22 protein-coding genes are annotated in these 21,545 nt (G+C 61.1%); 7 read left to right on the forward strand and 15 right to left on the reverse strand.

The annotated features are described in order from the left end of the window. Positions 1–17 precede the first annotated feature (17 nt). Together RGR602_RS01705 and dut are read right to left on the reverse strand one after the other, a co-directional pair. Positions 18–917: a GNAT family N-acetyltransferase gene (locus tag RGR602_RS01705; RefSeq protein WP_039843662.1), complete on the reverse strand. Its 900-nt coding sequence runs from the start codon at positions 915–917 to the stop codon at positions 18–20. Next, entirely contained in the window at positions 914–1,384 is a 471-nt protein-coding gene (gene dut, locus RGR602_RS01710; RefSeq protein ID WP_039843663.1) for a dUTP diphosphatase, read from the reverse strand. Before dut ends, RGR602_RS01705 begins: the two co-directional genes overlap by 4 nt. A gap of 90 nt (positions 1,385–1,474) precedes the next feature. On the opposite strand from dut, the gene RGR602_RS01715 reads away from it, so the two are divergent. Continuing rightward, positions 1,475–3,058, forward strand: coding sequence for a peptide chain release factor 3 (locus RGR602_RS01715; protein ID WP_039843664.1), 1,584 nt, complete (start codon positions 1,475–1,477; stop codon positions 3,056–3,058). A gap of 7 nt (positions 3,059–3,065) precedes the next feature. Here the strand turns inward: RGR602_RS01715 and RGR602_RS01720 are convergent, their stop codons facing one another. Further along, complete coding sequence (locus RGR602_RS01720; RefSeq protein WP_039843665.1) at positions 3,066–3,452, reverse strand: RidA family protein; 387 nt, start codon at positions 3,450–3,452, stop codon at positions 3,066–3,068. Positions 3,453–3,535: 83 nt separating this feature from the next. Between RGR602_RS01720 and RGR602_RS01725 the strand changes: the two genes are divergently transcribed. Further along, positions 3,536–4,063, forward strand: coding sequence for an Lrp/AsnC family transcriptional regulator (locus RGR602_RS01725; protein WP_039843666.1), 528 nt, complete (start codon positions 3,536–3,538; stop codon positions 4,061–4,063). Here the strand turns inward: RGR602_RS01725 and RGR602_RS01730 are convergent, their stop codons facing one another. Continuing rightward, a complete protein-coding gene (locus RGR602_RS01730) occupies positions 4,064–5,002 on the reverse strand; it encodes a threonine/serine dehydratase (RefSeq protein WP_039843667.1) in 939 nt (312 codons plus the stop codon). A gap of 50 nt (positions 5,003–5,052) precedes the next feature. On the opposite strand from RGR602_RS01730, the gene RGR602_RS01735 reads away from it, so the two are divergent. After that, the gene (locus RGR602_RS01735; protein ID WP_039843668.1) at positions 5,053–5,355 is read left to right on the forward strand and encodes an ArsR/SmtB family transcription factor; all 303 of its coding nucleotides are present in this window, start codon (positions 5,053–5,055) and stop codon (positions 5,353–5,355) included. Positions 5,356–5,364: 9 nt separating this feature from the next. Here the strand turns inward: RGR602_RS01735 and RGR602_RS01740 are convergent, their stop codons facing one another. Continuing rightward, positions 5,365–6,261, reverse strand: a complete 897-nt coding sequence (locus RGR602_RS01740) for a LysR substrate-binding domain-containing protein (RefSeq protein ID WP_039843669.1) — start codon at positions 6,259–6,261, stop codon at positions 5,365–5,367. A 113-nt stretch (positions 6,262–6,374) separates the two neighbouring features. Here RGR602_RS01740 and RGR602_RS01745 point away from each other — a divergent pair, with 113 nt between their 5' ends. Beyond that, complete coding sequence (locus RGR602_RS01745; RefSeq protein ID WP_039843670.1) at positions 6,375–7,082, forward strand: glutathione S-transferase family protein; 708 nt, start codon at positions 6,375–6,377, stop codon at positions 7,080–7,082. Positions 7,083–7,107: 25 nt separating this feature from the next. Here the strand turns inward: RGR602_RS01745 and betC are convergent, their stop codons facing one another. Further along, complete coding sequence (gene betC, locus RGR602_RS01750; RefSeq protein WP_039843671.1) at positions 7,108–8,622, reverse strand: choline-sulfatase; 1,515 nt, start codon at positions 8,620–8,622, stop codon at positions 7,108–7,110. Between the two features lie 297 nt (positions 8,623–8,919). Here betC and RGR602_RS01760 point away from each other — a divergent pair, with 297 nt between their 5' ends. Continuing rightward, positions 8,920–9,840, forward strand: a complete 921-nt coding sequence (locus RGR602_RS01760) for a choline sulfate utilization transcriptional regulator (RefSeq protein WP_039843673.1) — start codon at positions 8,920–8,922, stop codon at positions 9,838–9,840. Here the strand turns inward: RGR602_RS01760 and otsA are convergent. From otsA to RGR602_RS01790, 6 genes are all read right to left on the reverse strand, one after another. Next, on the reverse strand, positions 9,821–11,194 hold the full coding sequence (gene otsA, locus RGR602_RS01765) for an alpha,alpha-trehalose-phosphate synthase (UDP-forming) (RefSeq protein WP_039843674.1): 1,374 nt from the start codon (positions 11,192–11,194) through the stop codon (positions 9,821–9,823). The genes RGR602_RS01760 and otsA overlap by 20 nt on opposite strands. A gap of 45 nt (positions 11,195–11,239) precedes the next feature. Continuing rightward, positions 11,240–12,037 carry a trehalose-phosphatase gene (gene otsB / locus RGR602_RS01770; protein WP_039843675.1) on the reverse strand — a complete coding sequence of 266 codons (798 nt, stop codon included), beginning with the start codon at positions 12,035–12,037 and terminating at the stop codon, positions 11,240–11,242. Positions 12,038–12,074: 37 nt separating this feature from the next. Continuing rightward, entirely contained in the window at positions 12,075–12,476 is a 402-nt protein-coding gene (locus tag RGR602_RS01775; protein ID WP_039843676.1) for a GFA family protein, read from the reverse strand. Between the two features lie 7 nt (positions 12,477–12,483). After that, a complete protein-coding gene (locus RGR602_RS01780) occupies positions 12,484–13,980 on the reverse strand; it encodes a S10 family peptidase (RefSeq protein WP_039843677.1) in 1,497 nt (498 codons plus the stop codon). 98 nt (positions 13,981–14,078) lie between these two features. After that, positions 14,079–15,368: a CynX/NimT family MFS transporter gene (locus tag RGR602_RS01785; protein ID WP_039843678.1), complete on the reverse strand. Its 1,290-nt coding sequence runs from the start codon at positions 15,366–15,368 to the stop codon at positions 14,079–14,081. Next, the gene (locus RGR602_RS01790; RefSeq protein WP_039843679.1) at positions 15,365–16,042 is read right to left on the reverse strand and encodes a FadR/GntR family transcriptional regulator; all 678 of its coding nucleotides are present in this window, start codon (positions 16,040–16,042) and stop codon (positions 15,365–15,367) included. The genes RGR602_RS01785 and RGR602_RS01790 overlap by 4 nt, the downstream gene beginning before the upstream one ends. 519 nt (positions 16,043–16,561) lie before the next feature. Here RGR602_RS01790 and RGR602_RS01795 point away from each other — a divergent pair. Then, positions 16,562–17,371 carry a class II glutamine amidotransferase gene (locus RGR602_RS01795; RefSeq protein ID WP_039843680.1) on the forward strand — a complete coding sequence of 270 codons (810 nt, stop codon included), beginning with the start codon at positions 16,562–16,564 and terminating at the stop codon, positions 17,369–17,371. Here the strand turns inward: RGR602_RS01795 and coaBC are convergent. After that, entirely contained in the window at positions 17,358–18,569 is a 1,212-nt protein-coding gene (gene coaBC, locus RGR602_RS01800; RefSeq protein WP_039843681.1) for a bifunctional phosphopantothenoylcysteine decarboxylase/phosphopantothenate--cysteine ligase CoaBC, read from the reverse strand. The two genes, RGR602_RS01795 and coaBC, sit on opposite strands and share 14 nt — an antisense overlap. A gap of 233 nt (positions 18,570–18,802) precedes the next feature. Beyond that, a complete protein-coding gene (locus RGR602_RS01805) occupies positions 18,803–19,567 on the reverse strand; it encodes an SDR family oxidoreductase (RefSeq protein WP_039843682.1) in 765 nt (254 codons plus the stop codon). Between the two features lie 124 nt (positions 19,568–19,691). On the opposite strand from RGR602_RS01805, the gene RGR602_RS01810 reads away from it, so the two are divergent. Beyond that, positions 19,692–20,597 carry a LysR family transcriptional regulator gene (locus RGR602_RS01810; protein WP_039843683.1) on the forward strand — a complete coding sequence of 302 codons (906 nt, stop codon included), beginning with the start codon at positions 19,692–19,694 and terminating at the stop codon, positions 20,595–20,597. A gap of 1 nt (position 20,598) precedes the next feature. On the opposite strand, the gene RGR602_RS01815 is transcribed toward RGR602_RS01810, so the two are convergent. Beyond that, a complete protein-coding gene (locus RGR602_RS01815; RefSeq protein WP_039843684.1) occupies positions 20,599–21,471 on the reverse strand; it encodes a LysR family transcriptional regulator in 873 nt (290 codons plus the stop codon). Positions 21,472–21,545 lie beyond the last annotated feature (74 nt).

Raw genomic sequence — 21,545 nt, forward strand, 5'->3', positions numbered from 1 at the left:
CTCGCGAACCGTTCTGTCTAGAAGTCCGCCATCGGCGAGAGCATCGCCGGCGACGCGGGCGCGAGATCGGTCGTACTGCGGACCATGAAGGCCGTTCCGCTGTCGAAGGCGAGAGCCTCTCCGCGCCAGTCAAGCTTGTCCGGCGAAAAGAAGACGTCGACCTGTTCGGGCCCCTCGCCGAGCCTGCCGAGGATGACGGCAAGCGGCGGAATTTCCGTAGCGACGACGTCGAGCAGGCCGAAGCGGCCAGACTTCCCGGCTTTCCACGCGATGACGGCTTTCTCCGCGTCGAGCCAGCTCAAACGAACCTCGGGATCGAGTTGGGTATTTATGAGAAACATTGCCGCACTGCCCGAAACGGCCAGCACATCCGAAACCGGTGTCCGCGTCTTCAGCGCCTCCTGCAGCAAAGCGAGATCCGCCTTATTCAATGGATCGAGCTCTCGGGCAGGTTTTCCCGCGGAATATGGTTTCGGTGCTGCCCCGCAATAGCGGTGCATCGGCAGGCTGCGGAAGCCGTAAGGTTCGTAGAGCAAAGGCTTGTCGGTATAGAGCACGATAGCCTCGAACTGCCGACTCTCGCACCATTCAAGCGCCTTACACGTCACGTCGCGGTAAAGCCCGCGTCCGCGCCATGGCGGGCGAACGGCGCCGGATTGGAAGGCGGCCGCGTTGATCTGCCGGCCGTTGACGACGAGCGGCATGGCAAAGGCGGATAGATTGGCGGCAAGCGTGTTGCCGGCGGCAAACCAGCCGAAAGGCATGCTTGTCGGATCCGGGCCGCCGAGCTGCTGCAGCGGCCCGATATCGATGCCGAATGTATCGCCGAGGAGAGAGACGAGCGCTGCCCATGCTGCCCGATCGTCGAAATAGTCCTGACGAAAGGTCAGCCCGGCACTATCGAACGACTTGCTCAAACGCCGGTCGAGCCGAAGCCGCCGGCGCCGCGTGCCGTAGCGCTGCTTTCGGTGATCTCTGCAACGCGCACCTGAGTGACCGGCGCGATCACCATCTGCGCGATGCGCATGCCGCGCGTGATTTCGAACGCGGCATCGCCGAGATTGACGAGCAGCACCTTCACTTCGCCGCGATAGTCGCTGTCGATCGTGCCGGGAGTGTTGAGGCAGGTGATGCCGTGCTTGAAAGCGAGGCCGGAACGGGGCCGGACTTGCGCTTCGTAGCCATCCGGAATTTCGAAGATGAAGCCGGTCGGCACCAGCGCGCGCTTGCCGGGCGCGAGCGTCATCGGCTCGTTATCGGCAACGGCCGCCCGAAGGTCCATGCCCGCAGCACCGCTCGTCTCATAAGAGGGCAGGTCAAGACCTTCGCCATTGGGCAAACGGACAAGGTTGAGCTGCGGACGCATGTCGTTGTGAATGGTCATGCGACATTACTTTGCGCCGGGAGGCCCAAGGTCAATTGCATTGGCGGGCTTTAATCGCTAGATACGCCGCAATTCCACAGGATTCACATCATGGCCGAAAGTCTCGCCGAGGCGGTTTCTCGCCGCCGCACATTCGCTATTATCGCGCACCCGGATGCGGGCAAAACCACGCTCACCGAAAAGCTGCTTCTTTTCGGCGGCGCAATTCAGCTCGCCGGTGAAGTCAAGGCGAAGAAGGATCGCATCCAGACCCGGTCGGACTGGATGAAGATCGAGCGCGAGCGCGGCATCTCTGTGGTGACCTCCGTCATGACCTTCGAATATGACGACAACGTCTTCAACATTCTCGACACGCCCGGCCACGAAGACTTCGCGGACGATACCTATCGCACGCTGACAGCTGTCGACGCCGCCGTCATGGTGATCGACGCCGCCAAAGGCATCGAGCCGCGTACGCTGAAGCTCTTCGAAGTCTGCCGCATGCGCGATATCCCGATCATCACCTTCATCAACAAGATGGACCGCGAAAGCCGCGATCCGTTCGAGATCCTGGATGAGGTGGAGGAGAAACTGGCGCTCGACACCGCGCCGATTACCTGGCCAATCGGCCGCTCCAAAACTTTCTGTGGCTCATATCACCTGGCCACGAACACTGTGCGCGGTTCAGATACGGAAGTGGAAGCAACGCCGGTCAACGGACCTCAGAGCGTCGCTGATCGGTTGCCGGAAAACGAGCGGGTTGCCTTCATCGACGAGACGGAACTGGCGATGGAGGCTTGCCGTCCCTTCGACCGCAAGGCTTTCCTCGAGGGTCACATGACGCCGGTCTTCTTTGGCTCGGCGCTCCGCAATTACGGTGTCCGCGATCTCATCAACGCACTCGGTGAATTCGCCCCGCCGCCGCGCGACCAGGTAGCCGATACCCGCAAGGTGCATGCAAGCGAAGACAAGATGACGGCCTTCGTTTTCAAGATCCAGGCCAATATGGACCCCAACCACCGCGACCGCATTGCCTTCGCCCGCATCTGCTCCGGCAAGCTGGAACGCGGCATGAAGGCACGTCTTGCGCGCACGGGCAAGCAACTGGGTCTCACAGCGCCGCAGTTCTTCTTTGCCTCGCAAAGACAGCTCGCCGATACCGCCTATGCGGGCGACGTCGTCGGTATTCCGAACCACGGCACGCTGCGCATCGGCGATACGCTGACGGAAGGCGAAGCGCTGGTGTTCCAGGGCGTGCCTAACTTCTCGCCGGAAATTCTCCGTCGTGTCCGTCTTGAAGACGCGATGAAGGCGAAGAAGCTGAAGGAGGCCCTGCAGCAGATGGCCGAAGAAGGGGTCGTCCAGCTCTTTTCGCCGGAAGACGGTTCGCCGGCGATCGTCGGCGTTGTCGGTGCCCTGCAGCTCGATGTGTTGAAGGAGCGCCTGCAGGCGGAGTACGGCCTGCCGGTCTCTTTCGAAATGTCGCGCTTCTCCGTCTGCCGCTGGGTATCGGCCGAGCAGCCGGCGGAACTCGAAAAGTTCTTGACGGTCAAACGCGGGGATATCGCCCGCGATCTCGACGGCGACCCGGTGTTCCTGGCGCAGGACAGCTTCTCGCTGCGCTACGAGGCGGAGCGCTATCCGGCAATCAAGATGGTCGCAATCAAGGAGTATCACGTCGCCAAAGCGGCGTGATTTCCAATTACGCGGCGGCGATAATCTCGATTTCGACCAGCCAGTCCTCCCGCAGCGTTTCGACGACGATGGCTGTTGTCGGCACCCGACGCGCTCCGAGCGCCGCCACCCGCGCATTCTGGTTTGCCTCGGCAAAGGATGCATCGCGCAGATAGCTGGTCAGCCGCACGATGTTGTCTGCGGTCATTTGTGCCTCTGCCAAAATTCGCCTGAGGTTCGACCAGATCAGTTGGAGTTGGGAGTCTAGATCGACGCCGGCTGCACCAGCCTCATCAAGGCCCATCGTTCCGCTAACGAAGACAAGACGGTCAGGCTGGCGCACCTCCATGGCATGCACGTAGTCTGACGTGGCGGCGTAGATGCCGTCGTGGGGATTGCGCACGATCATTTCCATTTTCTGCTCCTGTGTAATTACATATGGCTTTGCAGCAATTTTGCCGAATAAAGTTCGGCCGGAAAATGCAGGAGTAGGAAGGGATGGAAAATACAGACGGCATTCGGCAAAAGCGGCGGGAAGGCGCCTGCCTCGATCCGTTCGACCGAAAGATATTAGCAGCTCTCGCCGCCGATGCGGGTCAGAGCTACGCCGTGCTGGGAGAAAAGGTAGGGCTTTCTCCGCCGGCGGTGCACGAACGGGTCAAGCGGCTGAAGCGGTCCGGTGTCATTCGGGATGTGGTCGCCCGGCTTGATGGCACAGCAGTCGGCAAGCCGCTGTTGGCCTTCGTGCATGTGGAGGCGGCGGGTTGGGGAAAGAGCGAACGGCTGCTGCAGATCAGCCGGTTTCCGGAGGTGGAGGAGATGCACTCGGTCGCCGGGGATACCAGCATGATCCTCAAGGTGCGGTTGGAAAATCCGCAAGCGCTCGAATTTCTCCTCGGCCAGATTCATTCCGTCCCGGGCGTCAGCGGCACGCGCAGCTACGTAGCGCTTTCCACGTATCTCGAGCGGCCGGTACAGGCGCAAGTCACGGCCGGGTGGCCCTCTGTGCCGTTGCCGCCGGAATAGTCAGTCGAATTTCACGGCCCCCGTGTTGGCGCCGCAGACCAAGACACAGACGCGTTCATTGCGTACCGGAACATATTTGCCGGAAAGCACCGCTGCGAATGCCGCCGCACCTCCGGGCTCGGCAACGACCCTCGCCCCTTCCCATAGGGCTTTCTGAGCAGCAAGGATTTCGTCGTCCGTTACCAGCACCGGCGGCTGCACGAATTGCTGCGCGAGAGGAAACATCAGTTCACCAACCCGTTTCGGGGCGAGCGAATCTGCCGCAATGCCACCTGCCGGAGCATCCACTGGTTTACCCGCCCTGAAGGCCTCGTAGAGGGTGGGCGCTCCATCGGATTCCACGGCGACGATCTTCACCCGGCCGCGAAACCAGGCGGCGATGCCGCCGACCAATCCGCCGCCGCCGACTGCGACCAGCAATGTGGTGATGTCCGGTATGTCCTCCTCGATTTCCTTGCCGAGCGTTCCTTGACCGAGCAGCGTCTCCGCCTGGTCATAGGCATGTATGGCAAGCGCGCCGCTTGCCTGCTCATGGGTCTCGCTCGCCGCGAGCGCATCGGCGTAACGCTCGCCGCCGATGACCAGATTGGCGCCGTAGGCGCGGATTTTCTCCGCCTTGGCAGGCGAGGTAACGCTCGGCACGAAGATGGTGGCCGGCACGCCAAGCCGCGATGCGGCATAGGCAACGGCTGCGCCGTGGTTGCCGCCGGAGGCTGCCACGATGCCGGCTGTGGGCACCTGCCGCGTAAGGAGGTGGGAAAAGGCGCCGCGTGCCTTGAAGGAGCCGGAATGTTGCAGGTATTCGAGCTTGAGATCGACCTTGAGCGGCGCTCCGCCGAAATCCTCGATGTCGACGCACATCACGGGTGTGCGACGGATATGGGGGCGGATCAGCCCTTCGATTTCGGCAATGCGTTCGGCAGAAAGGGCGATCGGCATGCAGGCTCTCCACGGATTGACAATATTTCGTTACTTGGCAAAATGACGAAATGCAAGATGTTGATATTCTGAAAGCCCTCGCCAATGAACGACGCTTCGTCATTCTCGAATGGTTGAAAGAGCCGCGGGAGCATTTCTTGCCTCAGGTGGATGGCGACCTGGAAGACGACGGTGTCTGCGCCGTGCTCATCGCCGAAAAGCTGGGCATAACTCCGGCAACGCTTAGCGAACATATGCGTATATTGGTGCAGGCGGAGCTGGTACACGCAAAACGTATAAAGCAATGGATCTTCTACCGGCGCAATGAAGACCGCATCGCGGCGCTGAAGCAGGGGCTTTTCGCACGCATATGATCGGTGGGGTCACTCCTGACCCAGCCGCTCGCTTATGAACTCCACCACGGCGCGCACTGATGGCAGTTGACCGCGTCGATGCGGGAGGAGAGCCGTTGTCGTGATATTGCCCGCCGTCCATTCTGGCAGGATACGGATCAATCGCCCTTGCCCTATGGCCTCTCGGCAGACGGAAGTCGGAAGAATGGTGATTCCCATTCCCGCCGCCGCGGCTCTTAGCAGGACGAAAGGTTCGTCGGCCGCCATCACCGGCGGTGGCTTGACCAGCGTTTCGTCTCCTGTGGCGGAAAAAAGCCGCCAGGCCGTCTCGGTGAGGCTGGGCATGACGGCAGCATGCGCCACGAGATCCTCCGGCCCTTGTGGAGCTCCGTGCCTGTCGACATAGGATGGCGCGGCGACCAGCAGAAATTCATGCTCTGCCAATTTACGCTGCACGAGGCTTGAATCGGCAAGCGGCAGCTGATGGCTGCGTACTGCGATATCGAAGCCCTCTTGTACGATATCGACGAAGCGATCGGTGACATGCAGAAAGACTTTAAGCTTCGGATATCGGAGCGCCAGGTCCGGCAGATGCTCGGCCAGCATGAACTGCGAGGTCGGCACCGAGGCCGTGATGCGCACGGTGCCGCTCGGCTCGGCGAGACGCGACCGGACAATGCTCTCCGCCATCTCCGCTTCGATGACGGACGCCTGCGCGTGCTCGAAGAAGTCGCGTCCCAAATCCGTAAGGGAAAAGCTGCGCGAGGTGCGCTGGATCAGTCGCGCGCCCAGCTTCGCCTCCAGTTCCGCAACCCGCTTGCTCACCGTCGATTTGGGAACGCCGAGGCGCCGTCCAGCAGCGGTGAAGCTGCCGCCTTCGACTGCGTGAACGAAAAGGTTGAGGTCGTTGAGGTTAAAGGAGCGCAATTCAATCTTCCAGATTTATAGACTTTGATGTGCATTTTGAGCAGCTGTTCGGCAATCGTCCACAAAACGATATTCTTGTCGTGAAATCAGTTCAATCCCGAAAGGAACGACGAATGTCTCCGATTTTGTTTTACGGCGTGCCGGAAGGCTGCTCTCTTGCCTCCATTGTCGCACTCGAATGGTCAGGCGAGCCCTATCATCTGTGCCGCATCGAGATGCCGGAGGTCGTCTCGAGCGAAGACTATGGGCGGATCAACGCGATCGGCGAAACACCTTCGCTCATGCTTGGCGATGGCCGTGTCATCAGCGAGAGCATGGCAATCCTCAACCACATCGCTTCCGGCCACATCCGCAAGGGTCTCGGCTTTCAACAGGGCAGCGCCGAGTTTGATAGGTTGAACCAGATGCTCGCCTATCTCAATACCAGCTTTTTCAACGCCTTCAGCCCGCTCTGGTACACGATCGAGCATGAGCTGGAGCCGGATGCCAGGAAGGCGCTGACCGCTTATGGCGTTGCCAAGGTCGAGAAGGTCCATAGGGAACTCGAGCAACTTCTTGCCGGCCGCAAGTGGCTGCTTGGCAAAGCACCCAGCCTTGCTGATGCCTATTTCGCCGGCATCGCACGTTGGAACGATTTCCACAATGTCGTGGATCGCAAGCAATTCCCGGCACTGAACAGCCTCTATGAGAGGCTGCAGGAAAATCAAGCCGTGCGCTTTGCCCTGGCGATCGAACACGAAGAACCGGCTGAAAGCACAGGTGGCTTTCGTGGCCATGTCACGCTGGAAGACGCGATAGGCTATCTGAAGCACGCAGCCTGATTTCCTGCAAAATTATCCGCGCGGGTCATTCCCCGCGCGGATATCGCTGGTTCTCTTCCAGAACGTTAAGGTCCATGTGGTTGCGCATATAGCGCTCCGAGGCCTTCTGCAGCGGCTGGTAGTCCCAGGGATAATAGGCGCCATTGCGCAGCGCTGCATAAACGACCCAGCGGCGTGCCTGGCTTTCGCGCACGGATTGGTCGTATTGTGCGAGGTTCCAGCGTCTATTTGCCTGTTCGGTCAATGCCTTGAGCGTCGCGGTATGGGCCGGGTCGGTAGCGAGGTTCTTGAGCTCGTGCGGATCGGCATCGAGGTCGAAGAGCATCGGCGGGTCTTTTTCGCAGAGCGACAGCTTGTAGCGCCTGTCGCGCAGGCACACGAGCGGCGCGATCGACCCTTCCGCAGCATATTCCATCGGCACCGGGCCACGACTGCCGGTGCCCATGGCGAGGGGGGCCAGATCCTCGCCGTCGGTCCATTTCTCGAGCGAGCTTATGTCGAGACCGGCAAGTCCGGCCAGCGTTGGCGTCACGTCCAGCGTTGAAACCGGCTGATCTATTCGTGTTGCCTTCCAGCCGGGTGCGGCAATCATCAGCGGTACCCGCGCCGAACCGTCGAAGAAGCACATCTTGAACCACAGCCCGCGTTCGCCGAGCATGTCGCCGTGGTCGGAGACAAACAGGATGATGGTGTTTTGCGCCATCCGTCCGCGCTCGAGCACGTCGAGGATCTCGCCGATTTTCTCGTCCACATAAGAGATGCTGGCGAAGTAGCCCCTTCGCGCGCGGCGGATGTGTTCGGGCGTAATGTCGAAAGCCTTGTAGTCGCAAGCCTCGAGCAGGCGCTGCGAATGCGGATCGAGCTCATCGAACGGGATTGGTCCGACCGTAGGGTCGAGCGCCGGGCAGTCTTCGTAGAGATCAAAGAATTTCCGCCGTGCCACGTAAGGGTCGTGCGGGTGCGTGAAGCTGACGGTCAGACACCATGGACGCTCGTCCTGCCGGCGCGAAAGATCGTAGAGTTTGCGGGTCGCGTGGTAGGCGACCTCGTCGTCATATTCCATTTGGTTGGTGATTTCGGCGGCGCCGGCGCCGGTGACCGAACCAAGGTTGTGATACCACCAGTCGATGCGCTCGCCGGGTTTCGTATAGTCGGGCGTCCAGCCGAAATCGGCGGGATAGATATCGGTCGTCAGCCGCTCTTCGAAGCCGTGAAGTTGATCTGGCCCGACGAAATGCATCTTGCCGCAAAGCGCTGTCTGATATCCGGTGGCCCGCAGATGGTGCGCGTAAGTCGGGATGTCGGAGGCAAATTCCGCGGCATTGTCATAGACGCGTGTCCGGCTGGGGAGCTGGCCCGACATGAAGGAGGCTCGCGCCGGAGCGCAGAGCGGGCTTGCCGTATAGGTGTTGGCAAAACGCACGGAACGCTCCGCCAATGCCTTCAGATGCGGCGCGTGAAGAAATTCGGCCGGTCCGTCCGGAAACAGCGTTCCGTTGAACTGGTCGACCATGAGGATGAGGATATTCGGGCGCGCCATGTGTCGTTTGTTCCTGGATATTAGAGGCCGAGCGAGCTTTTCGCCGTATCGGCAGCAGGCTTCCCGTCGAGCGTGGTGAGGCCGGAGAGCCACGGATCGATGGCCTTTGGATTTGCCTTTTGCCATGCAGCTTGAAGCGGCACCGCAGGGGAGGAAGAAGAGGAAGCTGGCAGAGAACCGGTTCGTGGGCGAATTCTTTCCATTGCAGTTCCCTTGTTATTCGAGCAATTTATTGAACATCAGGTTAGTTCCCCTTGTGAAGCAGGCTTTTTTCAATGGGTGATCAAAGGATTTCTTATGGCAGAGCGACCAATTGACCTTGGATGGGTTCGCGTCTTTGCCGCGGTGGGGAAAATGGGCAGTCTCTCGTCTGCGGCCGGAACTCTCGGCCTGACCCAGCCTGCTGTCAGCTATCAGATCCGCCGCCTGGAAGAGCACATGGGCGTCAGCCTGCTTCAGCGGCAGCACCGCGGTGTCGAATTGACGTCGGAAGGCCGCAGGCTTTTCGACGTCACCTCTCGTACGGTTGACGATATCGACATGTTGGTGCGCAGTTTTCGCAGCCAATCCGAACGTCCGGCGATCAGGCTGAGGACGGATTACGCCTTCTCATCGCTCTGGCTGATCCCACGTATGCATACCTTCCGCCTCCTTTATCCCGAAATGGATATCCAGATCGTCGCGACGCAGCGCATGGAGCACGGCCCTCCGGATGGCGACATTGCCGTCGTCTTCGGAACGCGGGACGACTTCGGCAGCAACGCGACGCTCCTTCTGCCGGAAAAGGTCGTCCCGATTTGCACCCAAGGTTTTCTGGATCGAAACGGCCCCTTCTTCGATCCGTTCGAGATTGCCAGGGCGCGTCTTCTGCATCTCGATACGCGCGCACCCTCGCCGTGGTTCGATTGGAAGAGCTACCTCGCCGAGCTCGGCATCAATCGTGATGCGGCCGTAGGGCAGGGCGAGCTCAGTTTCAACACATATTCGCTTGTCGTGCAGGCGGCGATCGGCGAGCAGGGGCTGGCGATCGGCTGGATGGGTCTGGTGGATTCGCTGCTTGCGTCACGTATGCTGGTTACAGCCGGACCGATGTTGGAGGCCACGGACCGTGGCTACTGGCTTGTGCCGCCCAAAGCGCAGAGCGCGGAGACCGATCGGCTTGCCGCCTGGCTGATCTCCGAGGCCGGCATAGACGCGCTCAAGGAGCAAGATCTTTGAGGAAATCCCGGCACCAGCGCGAAACATCGTGTTCGAGCAAATGGTCCATCATCATCTGCCAGCGCTCCTTCCGCTCTTCCAGCGGCATGCTGAGCGCCCTCGCCATCGCGTTTGCCGTACCCTCGATGTCGTAGGGGTTGACCAGCAGGGAGCCTTTGAGCTCGCGGGCAGCACCGGCAAAGCGCGAAAGCACGAGCACGCCCGGATCGTCCGGGTTTTGTGCGGCCACATATTCCTTGGCGACAAGGTTCATCCCGTCCCGCAGCGGCGTCACCAAGCCGACTTTGCCGAGCCGGTAGAGCCCCGCGAGAATGTGGCGTCCCACGGAGCGGTTGATATAGCGTATCGGCACCCAATCGACGGCGCTAAGAGCGCCATTCACCCTGCCGGCTTGCTCGGCCACGGTGCGTTGCATGGCTTCGTATTCAGGCACTTCGGAGCGGGACTTCGGAGTGATCTGCAGATAGGTGACACGCCCTTGCTGTGCCGGGTTGGCCAGGATGAAGCGCTCGAAAGCGTCGATGCGCTGCGTGATTCCCTTGGAATAATCTAGGCGGTCGACGCCGATGATCAGGCTGCGGCCTTCGATGCTTAGGCGCGCTTTTTTGACCATGCTGTTGGTCGCGGCCCTTTGGGCGAATTCGGCAAAGGCTGCAGTCTCGATGCTGATCGCATAGGCGCCGCCCTTGAAAGTCCGTCCGTGGGAGCTGTAGCGGCCTTCGCCGAGTTCGTCGCCGATGCCTTCACGTCTGAGACAGCCGGCGAAATTCTCAAGGTCGTGATCCGTCTGAAAACCGACAACATCGTAGTGCGAGAGGCCGCGCATGATCTGCTCGTGAACCGGCATTGTGAAGAGCACGTCCGCAGGCGGCCATGGAATATGGAGGAAGAAGCCGATGCGGTTCTTCAGGCCCATTTGACGCAGTTCCGCGGCGAGCGGGATCAGGTGGTAGTCGTGCACCCAGATGAGGTCATCGGGTTCGATCAGGGGTGCCAGCCGATGGGCGAAAAAACGGTTGACGCGGAAATAGCCGGCCATCTCCTTGCGGCCGTATTCCGCGAGATCCAGACGGTAGTGGCAGATCGGCCAGAGAACGCGGTTGGCAAAGCCGTGATAGTATTCTTCGACATCTGTATCGGTCAGATCCGTCAGTGCATAGGTGATGTTGCCTTGCTCCAGCCGTGCAAGCGGCTGCGGCTCATGCTCGCCGCTCGACTTTCCCGACCAGCCCATCCAAATGCCGCCGCGCTCTTCAAGGGCTGCCTTCAGGGCGACCGCCAGCCCGCCGGCGGGCGCAATGCCGCCCTTGTCGGGAACGGGCACGCGATTGGAAACAATGACGAGACGGCTCATGCCAGTTCCTTCCATGCAATGAAATACGTCGGGGCGCTCAAATCATCACGAGGCCAATGTCTCAATGATGCCGCGCAGGGCTTCGGCAGAGGGGATGGAGCCGCGCGCTTCGCTCGCAGGCGAAAGCGGCCCGACGCGGATCGAATGGCCGCCAAGCCGGTTGACCGTGCGAAACATCGCTTCGTCGGTCACGTCGTCCCCGATGGCAATGGCGCGTCTGCCGGCAAAGACCGGATGTGCGAGAAAGGCTTCGACCGCGTTGCCCTTGTCGGCGCTGGCCGGACGGATTTCGATCACCATCTTGCCGTGCTGGATCGTCCAGTTCGGTCCGGCTCGACGAAGCGCCTGTTCCATCAATGGTTCGAGTTCGAGCTCCCTGTCCGGCGCAAGCCGATAATGTGCGGCGACCGCCGCTCCCTTATCCTCGATCAGAACCCCCGCCCAACCGGCAGTCTCCGCGATGAGATCCGCCTTCAGCGTCTCGAATTGCGCTGTTACTTCGGCTTTGCGCACGCTTCCGTCCGGGTCGCGCCGCTCGGCACCGTGAAGTCCGGCGATCGGAAAGTGGAACGGCGAAAAAAGCTGGTCGGCATAGTCGAGCCCCCGGCCGGTCACGAGGGCCAGAGCACCTGCGAGCCTTGTCGCCAATGCATCGAGATTTGCAGGCAGCGACGGTGGAACGACGATGTCGTCCGGCGTATCGGCTAACTCGAGCAGGGTCCCGTCGATATCCATGAAAAGAGCCCATTTTTCCGGCTCGGCGGAGAGAACAGCGAGAATAGAGTCTTCCCCTGAAACCGCATCCGGTTTCGAGGCGCTGAGAGACTGCTTCTGGTATGACATGAGGCTCTATCTATGTCAGGCCCCGCTTCAGGCAACCCTAACTTTCCGTTTCGAAGCGCGGCAGGGCTTCGATATTGCCGGTCCAGGGCAGCGCAGAGCTGCACCAGATCTGCTTGCGCGGCGACAGCTCGGCCCGCTCATTGATGGTGCCGACGCGGATGCCGACGAAGGCGTTGTCCTGTCCGATGCGATAGAGATGCGAGCCGCAATCCGGGCAGAAGAATTGCCGGCTGATTGCTCCGCTTTCGCCATGCTTGACATAGGTTTTCGGCGTACCGCGGAGAAGCCGGAAATCCTCCTGTCGCGCAACCGTGCTGACGCGATAGGCCGTCCCCGTCAGCCGCTGGCAATCCGTGCAATGACAGATGCTGACGCGCTGCGGATCGATCTCGGCCTCATAGGCAATCGCGCCGCAATGGCATCCCCCGGAAACGTGCATCGGCTCCTCATTCGGCGATCTGCGCCGCCGGATGCTGGCCATAGAAGGCCTTGGCATCAGCGGTGAAAGCGGCCCGCGCCTGCGCATTTGTGTAGAACATATGGCCGCCGCGATAGACGTCCAGGGTTACACGGCCTTGGGTGAGGCTTTCAGGCAGATGGTCCACGACATAGCGGCTGACCCCATAGGGCGTGACGATATCGCTATATCCATGTGCGATCAGCAAATGAAAGCTTGGATTGGAACCCAGTAGCTCGCGGATGTCGTCCGTAATGCTCGCCTGCAGCCGTGATCCGCTGCCGTGTCCACCGCCCCATTCCCACTGACGGCTGACGTCGCTTTCGAGCAGCGTATAGGTCATCTCGGTCCTGAAGCCGAGTTCGTTGCGTGCGTAATCGGCAAAAGCGCCACCATAAGCGCGGGTAAATCCGTCGAGGACCGCATCATCGCCACGGTCGGAGTCTGACTCCGGATAAGGGTCTGGCGTTGCGAACGAGGCATCGTAGGGGCTCATCACCTCGCCCTGCTGCTTGGCGGAATTCTTGGCAAAGGCATTGCCCAGGAAGCCGCGGTTTCGGGTGACGACGTCTTGGGGAATGCCGGTCATCGTCGAGACCTTGCCATAGAATGCCTTCGCAGCGTCCCCCGCCGGTGCTGGTCCGGCCAAGGTCGTCAGATATTCGCCGAGCGCGAACTTCTCCGCGTCTCTTTGCGCTTCTTCGTCGAAGGTCTTGCGGCGCTCGGCTTCAGCGGCGGCGAGGGACGGAAACTCCAGAGCAGCCCCAAGCGCAAACCGGTCTGCATTGAACATCAGCTGGCCCTCAAGCAAGGGCGAGAGCATGACCGCGCCGGCGATGATGATGCCTTGGCTTTGCCGAAGGGCAGCGGCGACCTTGGCGGCACGGAAACCGCCATAGCTTTCGCCGAGAAGATATTTTGGTGAGCCAGAGCGATTGTTGTGCGCGACATAAAGCGCGATCGCCTTTGCAATGCTCTGCGCATCGGCGTTGACGCTGTAATAGTTCGAAGCGTCGTCGGCCTTCGCCGTGCGGCTCCATCCTGTGCCGATCGGATCGATCAGCACGAGATCGGTGAAATCGAGCCAGCTCTGCGGATTGTCGACGAGCTTCGCATTTGCGCCGTCCCGGGCCTGGGGACCGAAATCCAATATGCGCGGCCCGACGAGCCCAAGGTGCAAAAATGCGGAAGCCGCGCCCGGACCGCCGTTGAAAGCGAAGGTGATCGGCCGGTTGGCCGCACCCTCCTTGGCGGTATAGGCGGTGTAGAATATCGCACCGGTGCGAGCGCCGTCCTGCCCGAAGAGATCGAGCGTGCCCGCGCTCGCCGTATAGGCCAGCCTGCGCCCGGCGATGTTCTGTTCATGCTGGGTCACGGAATCGGGGGGCAACAGTTTTAAGACGCCGGGCCGCTCCTGGGCATTCGAGACAGCAGGTGCAGCGAGAGCCAGCAGCGCGAACAGGATGGCGGCAGATCGGAACGACACTCTTTCCTCCTGGGCGATGGAACGCGATCGTAGATAGCGTAACATCTGCCATCTAGCAGAGGTATCAAGAGATGGTGATGGGCAGGTGAGGAGAGCGCTTACGTCTTCTGGGTCGTGCGCGCATGGACGTGGAGTGCACGTCCTGCATTCCAGCCGTTGATCGCGGCTCCAAATCCGAGCAGAACGAAGAGTACTGCGGACCAGGCAAAGCTTCCGGTCGTGCCGCGAATGAGCCCGACGATCAGCGGACCGACAGCGGCCAGCAGATAGCCGACACATTGCGCCATGCCGGATAGGTGAGCGGCGACATGCGGATCGCGCGAGCGCAGCACGATCGTCGTCATTGCCACTGCAATCAGGCCGCCTTGTCCCATTCCCTGCAGCACTGCCCAAAGCCAGACCGTCGAAAGCGGCGCGAAGAGCAGGCCAAGCAGGGCCACCACGGCAATGACGCACAGCGCAGCGTTGATCAGCCGCTGGTCTTTGCCGCGTACGGCAATGTGCGGTGCCACGAGGCAGGCGGCGGCCTGCACCATGACTGATACCGAAACGATGGCGCCGGCAGTCACACCGTCGAGGCCGCGCTCGCGCAGGATCGGCACGAGCCAGCCGAAGACGCAATAGGCGAGCGCTGACTGAAGGCCCATGAAAAGGGTGACCTGCCAGGCAAGCCGGTCCCGCCAGAGGCCCTCGACCCTGAAGCCGCTTCGCCGCGTCTGCGCCGGTATCCTTAGAACCTGCGGAAGCCAGATCAAGGCGACGACGAAAGCGGGCAATGCCCAGGCGGCAAGAGCGCCCTCCAGCGATCCGTCGAGTGCGTGCTCGATCGGCAGTGTGAAACCGGCAGCGCTCGCTGCGCCGGCGCAGAGCGCCATCGTATAGCATCCGGTCATCAGCGCTGTGCGGTCGGCGAAGTCGCGCTTGACCAGGCCAGGAAGCAGGACGTTTCCGACGGCGATACAAGCGCCAGCAAGCGCGGTTCCGAAAAACAGAAGCGGAACCGAGGATAGCCCGCGCATGGCCGTGCCGAGTGCCAGCAGCACGAGCACGCCGAGGAGCGTTCGCTCGGCACCCAATCGCTGTGCCAGCTTTGGCGCGAGCGGCGAAAAAGCGCCCAGGCAAACGACGGGAAGCGTGGTCAACAGGCTCGCGCCGAGGGCCGAAAGGCCAAGCCCCGCGCGAATTTCCGGCAGCAGCGCGGATGCGCTGGAGAACACGGGGCGAAGGTTGAAGGCGATGAGTACGAGGCTGACACCGAGAATGATACGGCTTGCCACTGCCGACTGTGCCGGTGCTTGGGGTGCGGGAATACTGTCCGCCTCGGCATCGATCAACTGCTCGTCGATGGCCTCGAGTGGATCGGCTGCATCAGAAATGGAGGAGGTCACGAGAGAATCATCCGTTCAAGGGCTGCAATGACCGGCTTCATGAAGCGGCGCACGGCGGCATCCGCCTTCGCGGGGAGACCGGTCTCGATGGCATCGATGATATCGGCGTGCGCTTTCGCGTCGGGCTCGGGAATATCCTGCCCGAGCGTTGCCTCGATGGTTTCGGCAATCGAGGCCGAGAAGAAGTCATAGATCTCGATCATCGCCCGGTTACCGGAGGCAGCGATGATCGCTTTGTGAAAGGCAAGATCGCGCTCGACGAAGGCCGCCTTGTCGCCCCCTTCGTATTTGCCGCGCTTGGCCAGGAGGTCGCGCAGCAGAGTTATAATTTCGGGCGTCTGCCGCAGCGAGGCGAGGCGGGCTGCCTCGACGTCCAGGGCGCAGCGCGCTTCGAACTGGTCGCGCAGGCTTGCCCGCCTCGCCATCGTCAGTGGTCGACTGGCATCCCTCGTCGAAAGGACGTAGGTGCCAGAGCCTTGTCGCGTTTCGAGCAGGCCCTGAGAGACAAGCACGCGCACGGCCTCGCGGATCGTGCCCCGGCTAACTGCCAGCGCGGCGGAAAGAGCGGCTTCGTTCGGCAGCTTGGCGCCGACACTCCATCGCTTCGCGAGGATTTCGCCGCGGATCGCTTCAATCGCCGTCTCGGCCAGATTTGTCTTGTAGAGCGGTTGCATGGCATATTCATAAAGTCATCAGATGATTCTATGAATATGCCATGGCTCGGTCGTGGTCAAAGAAATTCTGCAAAATAAAAAAGGGCCGCCTCAGCGACCCTTTCCATGAGTTTGGCCTGTAGCTGGCCTGGACCGTCAAGGCGGCCCCAGGAAGGCGGGGATTAGAGCGAGGGCTGCCTCGCTTTCGTCACCTCTCCCATGCCCGTTACGAGGTCCGAAATCTCATTAGACATTGGATCACCTTCCTTTCGTTCTGTTGCTGATGCTTAAAAGGTAAGGAAAAATTTCGACGATGCAAGAGAAATCCTTGCGATGTCCGCTGTGACACAGCCAAGAGACAATGTTCACAAAAGAAGATGCGTGCTCAACGAATGTGATCGCCTGGCGTGTTTGAAACTCGCATGCCGCCTTGCAAAATTTGCAATCGTTAAGTTTTTATTCACCATCGCGCTCGACAATTAATCGGGCATTTCCAACCAGTCCCGTCGCCGGGACGGCGGGTTACGGAGTCAGAAAAGCATGTGTCGCTGGGCAGCCTATCGTGGAGACCCCCTCTATCTCGAGGAGCTGGTTTCCTCGCCCGCCCACTCGCTCATCGAGCAATCCCATTGCGCCACCCGCGCCAAGACCGCAACGAACGGCGATGGCTTCGGGATTGCCTGGTACGGCGACCGGCCGGAGCCCGGCCGCTACCGCGATATCCTTCCCGCATGGTCCGACTGCAATCTGAAGAGCCTGGCGCGCCAAATCCGCTCGCCGCTTTTCCTGGCCCATGTGCGCGCATCCACCGGCGGCGGTACACGGCGCGACAATTGCCATCCGTTCACGCATGGGAATTGGTCTTTCATGCACAACGGCCAGGTCGGCGGCTTCGAGCGCCTGCGCCGTTCCATGGAGGCGATGCTCGATGACGAGCTCTTCAGTGTCCGCAGTGGCACGACCGATTCCGAGCTGATGTTCCTGATCGCCCTGCAATTCGGTTTGTGCCGGGCGCCGCTTACTGCGATGGCGGAGATGGTGAGCTTCGTCGAAGGGCTTGCTGAAGACATCCTGGGCCACGCCCATGTGCGTTTCACCGCCGCGTTTTCCGACGGTCGGTCGCTCTACGGCATTCGTTATGCGACAGATCGAAAGGCGCCGACACTTTATGCCTCACCGATGCGCCAGGGACATTGCCTTGTTTCCGAGCCGTTGAACGACGACATCGATGCCTGGGCCGAGATACCGGACGGCAGCGCCGTCACGATTGGCGAGAACGGCATCGAGGTCGTGGCCTTCAAGCCGGAAAAGCGTACAAGCGCAGCGGCGGGTCTCGCTATCCCTGCCTGAAGCGTTCGGCAATCAGCGCCGCCAGCTTTTCCGCAACCTCTTCCTTGCCGAGATCGGGCCATTGCTCGACGCCGCTTCGGCTGATCAGCTTCACGCTGTTGCGCGTGCCGCCCATGACGCCCGTCGCCGGCGAGACATCGTTCGCAACGATCAGGTCGGCACCCTTGCGCTCGAGCTTCGCCTTGGCGTTGTTTTCGACATCCTGCGTCTCGGCCGCAAAGCCGATCACCAGCGTCGGCCGCATCGTGTGGTGGCCGACCGCCTTCAGGATGTCGGGGTTTTCGGTCAGCGCCAGCGTCGGGATGGATTCGCCCGGATGCTTCTTGATCTTCTGATCGGCGGCCGAGGCCACGCGCCAGTCGGCTACGGCTGCCACCATGACGGCAATATCGGCCGGCAGCGCAGCGAGGACCGCATCGCGCATTTCTTCGGCGCGCTCGACATGGATCGTCCTGACGCCGACGGGATCGGCAATTGACACCGGTCCGCAGATGAGTGCGACATCCGCACCGAGCTTCGCAAGTGCTGCGGCAATCGCATGCCCCTGCCTGCCGGAAGAACGATTGGCGATGTAGCGGACGGGGTCGATTGGTTCGTGGGTCGGTCCCGAGGTGACGATCGCCATGCGTCCGGCAAGCGGCTTCGGCCCATCGTCAAGTAACGCTTCGGCGGCGAAAACGATCTCCAGCGGTTCAGCCATGCGGCCGATGCCGGCCTCCTTGCTCTCGGCCATCTCGCCTGTCATCGGGCCGACGAAACGGATGCCGTCACCCTTCAGGACGTCGAAATTCCGTTTCGTCGCCGCGTGCGACCACATCTTGGGGTTCATCGCCGGCGCGGCAAGAACCGGCCGGTCCGTCGCGAGCAAAACGGTCGAGGCCAGGTCATCTGCGAAACCATTTGCCATCTTGGCCATCAGATCGGCCGTTGCTGGCGCGATCAGAACGAGGTCGCAGTCGCGAGCAAGCCGGATATGGCCCACATCCTGTTCGTCCTGCCTCGAAAAGAGGTCGGTGAACACGTGGTCTGCAGCAAGAGCGCCGACAGCAAGCGGCGTCACGAATTCCTGCGCGCCCTTCGTCATCACCGGACGCACCGAAGCACCGCACTCGCGCAGGCGCCGGATCAGATCGAGGCTCTTATAGGCGGCGATGCCGCCGGAAATGATGAGGAGGATGCGTTTGCCGCTGAGAGCCATGGCCTTCTATCCGTCGCCTTGTTGACCACTACCGACCCTAAGCCTTTGGCGGATAACATGCAATCACCACGGCGCTCCTATAAGGCCCATCACTAGCGATCAGAAAAGGCGCTGTTGAAAAGATCGAGACATTCACCCAGCCGATGGCGCCGTCGATCAAGATCAGCTGTATGGCGAGCAGCGGCCGGACGACGGAGCGGTCGGCGAAGTTGGCGACGATGATCGCGTTTTGGCTACGTGCGCGTGATTGATGCGCCGCCGTCGAGCAGCGAAGCCGTGCCTGTTACGAAGCTCGAGTCGTCGGAGGCGAGATAGAGGACGGAGCGGGCGATCTCTTTTGGCGTTGCGACGCGCTTCAGTGCGTGCAGGTTGGTCACAAAGCCCTGCTTGTCTGGCGTATCGTTCATCTCGCGATACATGTCGGTATCGACTGCACCGGGCAAGATGGCATTGACGCGGACATTCTGCGGGCCGAATTCGGCGGCAAGCGCCTGCGTCAGGCCGACCAGGCCGGACTTGCTGGCGGCATAGGCGGCGACGCCCGGGAAAGCGAAGCTGTAGCCGACGAATGTGGACGTGAAGATCACCGAACCGCCGCCGTTTTTCGCCATTTCCGCGATCTGGTGTTTGGCGGCGAGGAATGAGGCGGTGAGGTTGACCGCCAGAGCTTCGCTGAAGCCTGCCTCGGAAACGCCCGTGCTCGGACCAGCTTCGCCGAGCATGCCGGCGTTGTTGAAGGCAATGTCAAACTTGCCGTAATTTTCGATTGCGGCAGCGACGAGTGCCTTCTGATAGTCTTCCGAGCGCACGTCGCCAGCGACAGCAACGGCTTCGCCGCCGGCCTCCTTGATTTCCGCGGCGAGGCTGTCGAGTTCTGCCTGGCGGCGGGCGCCGACGACGACCTTGGCGCCTTCCGCGGCGAAAAGCTTTGCCGTCGAGCGGCCGATGCCGGAGCTTGCGCCGGTGACGACTGCGACTTTGTTGTTCAAGCGATTCATTGTTCCATCTCCTGGTTGGCAGGGGACAGCGTCTCCGGCCCTGTTCGATGCGTTGAAGATGGCATCTTCCATGCGTTCGGATTAGTCTCCATATGATGGAACTCGAATTCGGAAATGCCGAACGATGATCAAGATCGAAGGGATAGCGGCTTTCGTCGCAGTGGTGGAATCAGGTTCCGTGAGCGAGGCTGCCAGACGCCTGCGCATGTCGAAATCCGTTGTCAGCGAAAGACTGGCGGATCTGGAAAAGACACTCGGCGGCATGCTGCTTCACCGCACGACACGCAAGCTTACGCTGACGCAGGACGGCACGGCCTTTATGGAGCGTGCGCTTCGGATCGTGCATGAGATAGAAGAGGCCGCAGCCGATATGGCCGAGCGCCGCGGTACGCTCGCCGGTCCCTTGCGTATTGCAGCACCTGTCACCTTCGGTCGCATGCATCTTGGTCCGGCCCTCTATCCGTTTTTGGCACGGCATCCCGAAATCGCGCTGACGCTCGACATCGATGACCGCCGTGTGGACGCTTCGTCGGAAGGCTATGACGCCATCATCCGCCATGGGCCGATCGCCGATTCCCGCCTAGTGGCCTGGAAGCTCTCGCGCAGCCGCCGTCTGCTGACGGCTTCGCCAGCCTATCTCGACCGCCACGGGACGCCGGCGACATTATCCGATCTCGATGATCATCGAGGCCTCTTCTACACCAATCGCGGCATCGCGGACTGGCGCTTCCAGACCCCGACGGGTGCAATCGTCGTGCGTGCGAAGCTGGCGATGGGTATCAACAATGGCGACATGCTTCGCGATGCGGCAATTGCAGGTCTCGGGATCGCGCTGCTGCCGAGCTTCATTGCAGGTCCGGCAATCCGCGAAGGCAGACTCGTCGAGATTGATGTCGGTTACAGGCCAGAAGCGGAGTCCGTCTACATGGCCCATCCGCAAGGCCGCAACCCTTCCGCCAAACTCCGCGCCATAGCCGATCACCTGAAAAAAGCCTTCGGCGATCCGCCTTATTGGGATCCTGCAGGCTAAGTCAAAGCAGGCTCATCAGATTTTCCGTCACCGGCGAGCGCTGCGACTTCAAGACCGCTAGCGCCAGCCGCGCGACCGCAGGCGGCCCGTCGATCGGCCGGTAGGCGACGCCATCAAGCCTGATCTGTGCGATCGATGCCGGAACGATCGACACGCCGAGCTCTGCCGCAACCAGATTGACGACAGAGGAAATCTGCGGTGCTTCCTGTGTCACCGTCAGTTCGAAACCCGCCTTCCTGCAGGCGAGCACGACATCGTCGAAGAGGCTGAGGCCAACCAGCCGCGGAAAGAGAATGAACGGCTCATTTGACAGCAGTGCCAGGGACAGGCGTTCGTGCTTCGAAAGCGGATGGTTTGCGGGCAGGGCGACCACCATCGGTTCGTCATCGAGACGTTTCAGGCGCACGCCCGGCGGATCGTCGAGGCTCGGGCGCATGAAGGTCGCATCCAACTCGCCGCGATTGAGTTTTTCCATCAGTGCCAACGTATTCATCTCCGTCAGAGACAGCCGCACGTCCGGCCACTGCGCGCGAAACCGCCTGATCGTGGCGCTGACAACCGGATTGAACGCGGAGGAGGCCGTAAAGCCGAGCGCCAGCTTGCCCGTCTCGCCGCGATCGGCTCGCTGGGCGGCAAGTTTCGCCTTCTCGGCAGAAGCAAGTGACGCCTTGGCTTCGCCGAGAAACGCCTCGCCCGCCGCCGTCAATTCCGCGCCATGCGGCACCCGATGAAACAAGGCCGCGCCGATTTCCGCTTCGAGATCGCGGATCTGCTGGCTGAGCGGGGGTTGGCCGATGCCGAGTTTCACCGCGGCCCGCGTAAAATTGCCTTCCTCCGCGACCGCCAGAAAATAGCGGATATGCCGAAGCTCCATGCGGTATCTCCAAAACCTATCGAAAACATCAGTTCCATATATTGGACAGCTTATGCCCTTCTGACTAGATCAAT

The sequence above is a fragment of the Rhizobium gallicum bv. gallicum R602sp genome, assembly GCF_000816845.1.
Lineage (GTDB): Bacteria > Pseudomonadota > Alphaproteobacteria > Rhizobiales > Rhizobiaceae > Rhizobium > Rhizobium gallicum.

Bases quoted from the DNA above. Each gene is read 5' to 3' on its own strand.
- dut (WP_039843663.1), bottom strand. From the start codon at position 1,384: ATGACCATTCACAACGACATGCGTCCGCAGCTCAACCTTGTCCGTTTG.
- RGR602_RS01715 (WP_039843664.1), top strand. From the start codon at position 1,475: ATGGCCGAAAGTCTCGCCGAGGCGGTTTCTCGCCGCCGCACATTCGCT.
- RGR602_RS01720 (WP_039843665.1), bottom strand. From the start codon at position 3,452: ATGGAAATGATCGTGCGCAATCCCCACGACGGCATCTACGCCGCCACG.
- RGR602_RS01725 (WP_039843666.1), top strand. From the start codon at position 3,536: ATGGAAAATACAGACGGCATTCGGCAAAAGCGGCGGGAAGGCGCCTGC.
- RGR602_RS01730 (WP_039843667.1), bottom strand. From the start codon at position 5,002: ATGCCGATCGCCCTTTCTGCCGAACGCATTGCCGAAATCGAAGGGCTG.
- RGR602_RS01735 (WP_039843668.1), top strand. From the start codon at position 5,053: ATGCAAGATGTTGATATTCTGAAAGCCCTCGCCAATGAACGACGCTTC.
- RGR602_RS01745 (WP_039843670.1), top strand. From the start codon at position 6,375: ATGTCTCCGATTTTGTTTTACGGCGTGCCGGAAGGCTGCTCTCTTGCC.
- betC (WP_039843671.1), bottom strand. From the start codon at position 8,622: ATGGCGCGCCCGAATATCCTCATCCTCATGGTCGACCAGTTCAACGGA.
- RGR602_RS01760 (WP_039843673.1), top strand. From the start codon at position 8,920: ATGGCAGAGCGACCAATTGACCTTGGATGGGTTCGCGTCTTTGCCGCG.
- otsA (WP_039843674.1), bottom strand. From the start codon at position 11,194: ATGAGCCGTCTCGTCATTGTTTCCAATCGCGTGCCCGTTCCCGACAAG.
- otsB (WP_039843675.1), bottom strand. From the start codon at position 12,037: ATGTCATACCAGAAGCAGTCTCTCAGCGCCTCGAAACCGGATGCGGTT.
- RGR602_RS01775 (WP_039843676.1), bottom strand. From the start codon at position 12,476: ATGCACGTTTCCGGGGGATGCCATTGCGGCGCGATTGCCTATGAGGCC.
- RGR602_RS01790 (WP_039843679.1), bottom strand. From the start codon at position 16,042: ATGCAACCGCTCTACAAGACAAATCTGGCCGAGACGGCGATTGAAGCG.
- RGR602_RS01795 (WP_039843680.1), top strand. From the start codon at position 16,562: ATGTGTCGCTGGGCAGCCTATCGTGGAGACCCCCTCTATCTCGAGGAG.
- coaBC (WP_039843681.1), bottom strand. From the start codon at position 18,569: ATGGCTCTCAGCGGCAAACGCATCCTCCTCATCATTTCCGGCGGCATC.
- RGR602_RS01805 (WP_039843682.1), bottom strand. From the start codon at position 19,567: ATGAATCGCTTGAACAACAAAGTCGCAGTCGTCACCGGCGCAAGCTCC.
- RGR602_RS01810 (WP_039843683.1), top strand. From the start codon at position 19,692: ATGATCAAGATCGAAGGGATAGCGGCTTTCGTCGCAGTGGTGGAATCA.
- RGR602_RS01815 (WP_039843684.1), bottom strand. From the start codon at position 21,471: ATGGAGCTTCGGCATATCCGCTATTTTCTGGCGGTCGCGGAGGAAGGC.